Origin of the sequence: Asticcacaulis sp., assembly GCF_051956075.1 — a bacterium.
Classification (GTDB): Bacteria; Pseudomonadota; Alphaproteobacteria; order Caulobacterales; family Caulobacteraceae; genus Asticcacaulis.
The window spans coordinates 1-4,278 of sequence record NZ_JBQCGA010000014.1; the positions used below are offsets into that span (position 1 = coordinate 1).

Below are 4,278 nucleotides of genomic sequence, written 5' to 3' on the forward strand. Positions count from 1 at the left end.
TGGCGGCGGCTGGAATTGCGCGACCAGTTGCGTAACGTCGTCGACAATCTGATGAAATACCGTCCGATGGGCGTCATGGACCCTGGGCTGCGCGACTTCATCGAGGAGGTGCGCCCGCGCCTGATCAACCGGGTGCTGACCGCCATGGATATGGTGGGGCACAGCCTGCTGCACTATGACAACGCCTACACCTCGCTGATCGACGGTCGCGATCCGGCGCCATTTCGGAACTTCCTGCTCGACGGGCCGCGGCTTTTTTATGAGTTGGGCGAGCACGTCGGAGTTCTGACCCATATCACCTCGTTCTGGGACTACCGCATAGGGGCGACGAACCAGCGCCTGACGCCACTGGAATACGCCGACATGTTGCAGGATTTCGACCAGAGCCTGGCCTGCGTCTCGGTCATCGATTAGAGCTTGTAATCCGCCGCACGGCTTTTCATAACCGGGGCATGAAATATCTGATCCCGATGATGGTGTTGGCGCTGGCGGCCTGCTCTCCGACGCCGTCCGCGCCGCCTGCCTCCAGCGCTGCGCCGGAGATTGCGAATGTGGCGCCGAAGCGCCTGCCCGGAACCGGGCTCGACGTTCCGCCCGACACGGCGCGCGTCGAGATCGACACCGCCTACGGCCCCATTGTTCTGGAGCTGGACGGCAAGGACGCGCCGCAGACCACGGCCAATTTCCTGCACTATGTCGATACCGGCAAACTGGACGACGGAACCTTCTATCGCGTGATCCGCGCCGGTAAGGCGGGCTTTGTGCAGTTCAACAGCGGATCGCGCACCTATCCGCCGATTCCGCACGAGCCGACGACGCAGACACATCTGTCGCATACCGACGGCGTGATCTCGACAGCGCGTTATGCGGTCGGCACGGCGTCGAACGAGTTCACCATCATGGTCGGCGATATGAGCTATCTCGACGCGGGCCGTCACGCCACGCCCGACAATCTCGGCTACGCCGCCTTCGGCCATGTCGTATCGGGCATGGAGGTGGTGAGAAAGATCCTCCACGCACCGTTGTCACGGGCGAAGCCCGCTTCCGGCGACGGACCTGACGAGACGCTGGCGCAGCCGGTCGTCATCGTCAGGGCGCGCCGACTGCCCTGATCAGGCGGCGATCGATGTGGTCGAGGCCGCCGCCGTCGTCGCGCTGGCGGCGCTGGTCTGGCCGTAGGATTGCAGGGCCTGGATGAATTGCTGCATCAGACCGGCCAGATCCTGAGAAGGCGAGAGGCCGCCTGCCCCGGCGACCGTCGCGCCATTCGGCCCTTGCGGTCCCACCGTGGCTGACGGCGGGCTGTTGGCGTCGTTCAAAGCCGCCATGGTCGTGGCGTCGCCGTCAGAATCTGCGTCATTGCGCGCGGAGACTGGCTGCCCGAGACCGGCCCCGAGCATGTGGTGGCGGTGACGATTATCGCTCAGGCTGCTGACGCCCGCCGAGGCGGACTGGGTTTGCAGGGCCAGCAGGCTGTCGACGATTTTCGACGACAGGGCGCTGATGAAATAGTCGAGATTGTCGCTGACGCTGGTCGTGGATGAACTGGACGTCGTGGTCGCGGACGCCGCGCTGGTTGCGCTGGCCGATGAACTGCCTGATGTGGATGTGGCGGAAGACGCCTTCAGGCTTGACGACACCTGAGACAATAACTGGCTCAGACTCAGTCCCGCCGAACTGCTGATCTGCATGAAACCCTCCTGAAAAACGTCCGAACAAAAGGTCTGGACAGTCAAAAGAGGTCGCCAGCAAGTTAACAAGGTGATAATTTAACAGATATTTCGGTTATGAAATACAAATGCCAAATTTAAATCTAAATATTCATCGCCATTTCGATCACATATAACATTCAATACACAATGGCAACCATTTTTTACTATGGGAATTATTTGCCCGGCAAGAGTCGCCTACGTCGAACAGGCTCTTGCCTGCCCGACACGACGCGGCTAAGTTGCCGTATCCTGTTGAAAGAGACCCCATGCGCCTGCCTTTGATTTCGCTCGCCGCCTTCGCCGTTCTGACCCTGCCCGCCGCGGCTCAGGACTATCTGGCCACCGGCATGGGCCAGCAGGTCTTCTTTTCGCCGTCAGGCCAGCCGTTCCGCGCCGCGCCGGGCAAGCCCTATCCGACCATGGACTGGTTTAACGCCGCCGACGCCAACCATGACGGCAAGATCAGTCACGATGAATTCGTCGCCGACGCCATGCGCTTTTTCGACACGCTCGACCTCAATCACGACGGCTATATCAACAGCCCTGAAAACACCCGTTATGAAAATCAGGTCGCGCCGGAAATCCAGCGCATGGACCCGCGCATCCAGCAGCCCAAGGTGATCCAGCACGATTACGATCCCGATATGGACGCCAATCAGGATCAGGAACCGAACGGCGGCAAATACATCAAGCAGATCGTCGGCGCCTCGCAATATGGCCTGATCGACGAGCCGCAACCGATCCGCGCCGCCGACGCCAATTTCGATTTCCGTGTCTCGAAGGACGAATGGCTGGCCGCCAGCAATCAGCGCTTCACCATTCTGGATCGCAACCGCGACGGCTTTATCACCGCGAACGAATTGCCCCAGACCCCGGCCCAGGTCGCGCAAGAGCTTGATCAAAAAGACGGCAAAGACCGCAAGAACAAGAAAAAACATTCCGGCTTTTGGTGATATTCAAGATAATTTCACCTGAAACTGTTCTTGCGCTGCAATAAATCACCCCGGTTTTTCATAAAAGTGCAATTTTTGCCTCGCCAACCGTAACCTTTCATGTTACTGGCGATCTTAATTTTTGTTAACGGAAACGGCGCTGCGTGTTCAAGAAAGTACACAGACTGGGCCTTTTCGGTCTCGGCGCGTTCGGCCGGTTGATCGTCAAGCACCTGTCGCCCTATTTCGACATCTATGCTTACGATCCCAGCCCGCACGCCCGGGCTTTCGCCAAGCGGCACAATGTCACCCTGGCCAGCCTTGAGGAGGTCGCCGCCTGCCGCGTGGTTCTGCTGGCCGCGCCGGTGCGCGCGCTGAAGGCGCTGGCGCAGAGCATCGCGCCGCATGTCCATCCGCGCGCCCTGATCATTGATGTCGGCTCGGTCAAGGTGAAGCCTGCGCAATGGCTGGTCGAGGCGCTGCCGGACAGCGTCTATATCCTCTGCACCCACCCCCTGTTCGGCCCGCAATCGGCGCGCAAGGGCATTCACGATCTTGAGGTCGTGGTGTGTCCGGTGCGCATCCGCCGTCTGGCGCCGATCGTGCGCTTTTTGGAGCAGACGCTCAACCTGAAAGTGTCGGTGGCGACGCCGGAGCAGCACGACAGGGCGCTGGCCGCCGTGCAGGGCCTGACCCACCTGATCGCCAAGGTGCTGAGCGGACTGGAGCCGCTGCCCACCGTCCACACCACGCGCTCCTACGATCTGATGATGCAGGGCGTCGGCCTGGTGCAAGGCGATTCCGACGAACTGTTCCTGTCCATCGAACGCGACAATCCGTTCGCCGCCGAAATCCGCAAGCGCTTCTTCGCGGAGATCGACTCCCTGCGCAATCGGCTGGAAGCGCACGATAACGGGAAGTAGGTCATTCTCTTCCCCACCGCGTGGGGACGCAGCGTTTGCGAAGCAAACGACGGAGGGGCTCCTGCCGTAAGTTACCCCTCCACCGCCCGAAAGCGTGCTAACGCTTCGCTTCTTGAGAACAGGCGGTGCCCCTCCCCATAAATGGGGAGGAGAAGAGTGTTGAATTCCCCTACTATCGGCATATGTTCAACACATGGGGGAGTCGCAGCATCGACTGAAATATGCACAGGCGCGGCGTTTACGACGTGAATTGACGCCGCCAGAGGCGCGATTGTGGCTACGGCTGAAAGGGCGGCAGGATGGGCTGCATTTTCGCAAGCAGCATCCGATTGGCCCGTTTATCGTTGATTTTTACTGCGCGGCGGCGCGGCTGGTCGTCGAGGTCGAGGGTCTGGTCCATGACCTGCTCAATGTCGCCGAACGCGACGTGACGCGCACAGCGTGGCTGGAGACCCAAGGTCTGGAGGTCATGCGCATACCGGCGTCGGAGATCATGCGCGACCCGGACGAAATGGCGCTGGGCATTATACTGAGGGCAAAGGAAAAGATTGGGCGGTAATTAGCACTCGCCTCTCCTCCCCACCGCGTGGGGAGGTGGCGTTTGCGCAGCAAACGACGGAGGGGTTGCGGCCCGTCTGCGCCGTCCCCCCCCCACCCCGTCGCGGGGCCCCGCCCCAAGCAGTGGGGGGGGTGGGGGGGGGTATTGGGATG

At 60.8% G+C, this 4,278-nt stretch carries 5 protein-coding genes and 1 pseudogene; 5 read left to right on the forward strand and 1 reads right to left on the reverse strand.

Annotated features, from left to right (window positions below):
* Positions 1 to 414, forward strand: a pseudogene (locus ACTHLA_RS04185) (hypothetical protein); the annotation flags it as partial.
* 38 nt (positions 415 to 452) lie between these two features.
* Positions 453 to 1,112 carry a peptidylprolyl isomerase gene (locus ACTHLA_RS04190; RefSeq protein WP_440185786.1) on the forward strand — a complete coding sequence of 220 codons (660 nt, stop codon included), beginning with the start codon at positions 453 to 455 and terminating at the stop codon, positions 1,110 to 1,112.
* Here ACTHLA_RS04190 and ACTHLA_RS04195 read toward each other — a convergent pair whose 3' ends face one another.
* The gene (locus ACTHLA_RS04195) at positions 1,113 to 1,691 is read right to left on the reverse strand and encodes a hypothetical protein (RefSeq protein WP_440185788.1); all 579 of its coding nucleotides are present in this window, start codon (positions 1,689 to 1,691) and stop codon (positions 1,113 to 1,115) included.
* A gap of 287 nt (positions 1,692 to 1,978) precedes the next feature.
* Here ACTHLA_RS04195 and ACTHLA_RS04200 point away from each other — a divergent pair, with 287 nt between their 5' ends.
* From ACTHLA_RS04200 to ACTHLA_RS04210, 3 genes are all read left to right on the forward strand, one after another.
* Complete coding sequence (locus tag ACTHLA_RS04200) at positions 1,979 to 2,665, forward strand: hypothetical protein (protein ID WP_440185790.1); 687 nt, start codon at positions 1,979 to 1,981, stop codon at positions 2,663 to 2,665.
* 143 nt (positions 2,666 to 2,808) lie between these two features.
* A complete protein-coding gene (locus ACTHLA_RS04205; protein ID WP_440185792.1) occupies positions 2,809 to 3,567 on the forward strand; it encodes a prephenate dehydrogenase/arogenate dehydrogenase family protein in 759 nt (252 codons plus the stop codon).
* Between the two features lie 193 nt (positions 3,568 to 3,760).
* Positions 3,761 to 4,126, forward strand: a complete 366-nt coding sequence (locus ACTHLA_RS04210; protein WP_440185794.1) for an endonuclease domain-containing protein — start codon at positions 3,761 to 3,763, stop codon at positions 4,124 to 4,126.
* Positions 4,127 to 4,278: the final 152 nt, after the last annotated feature.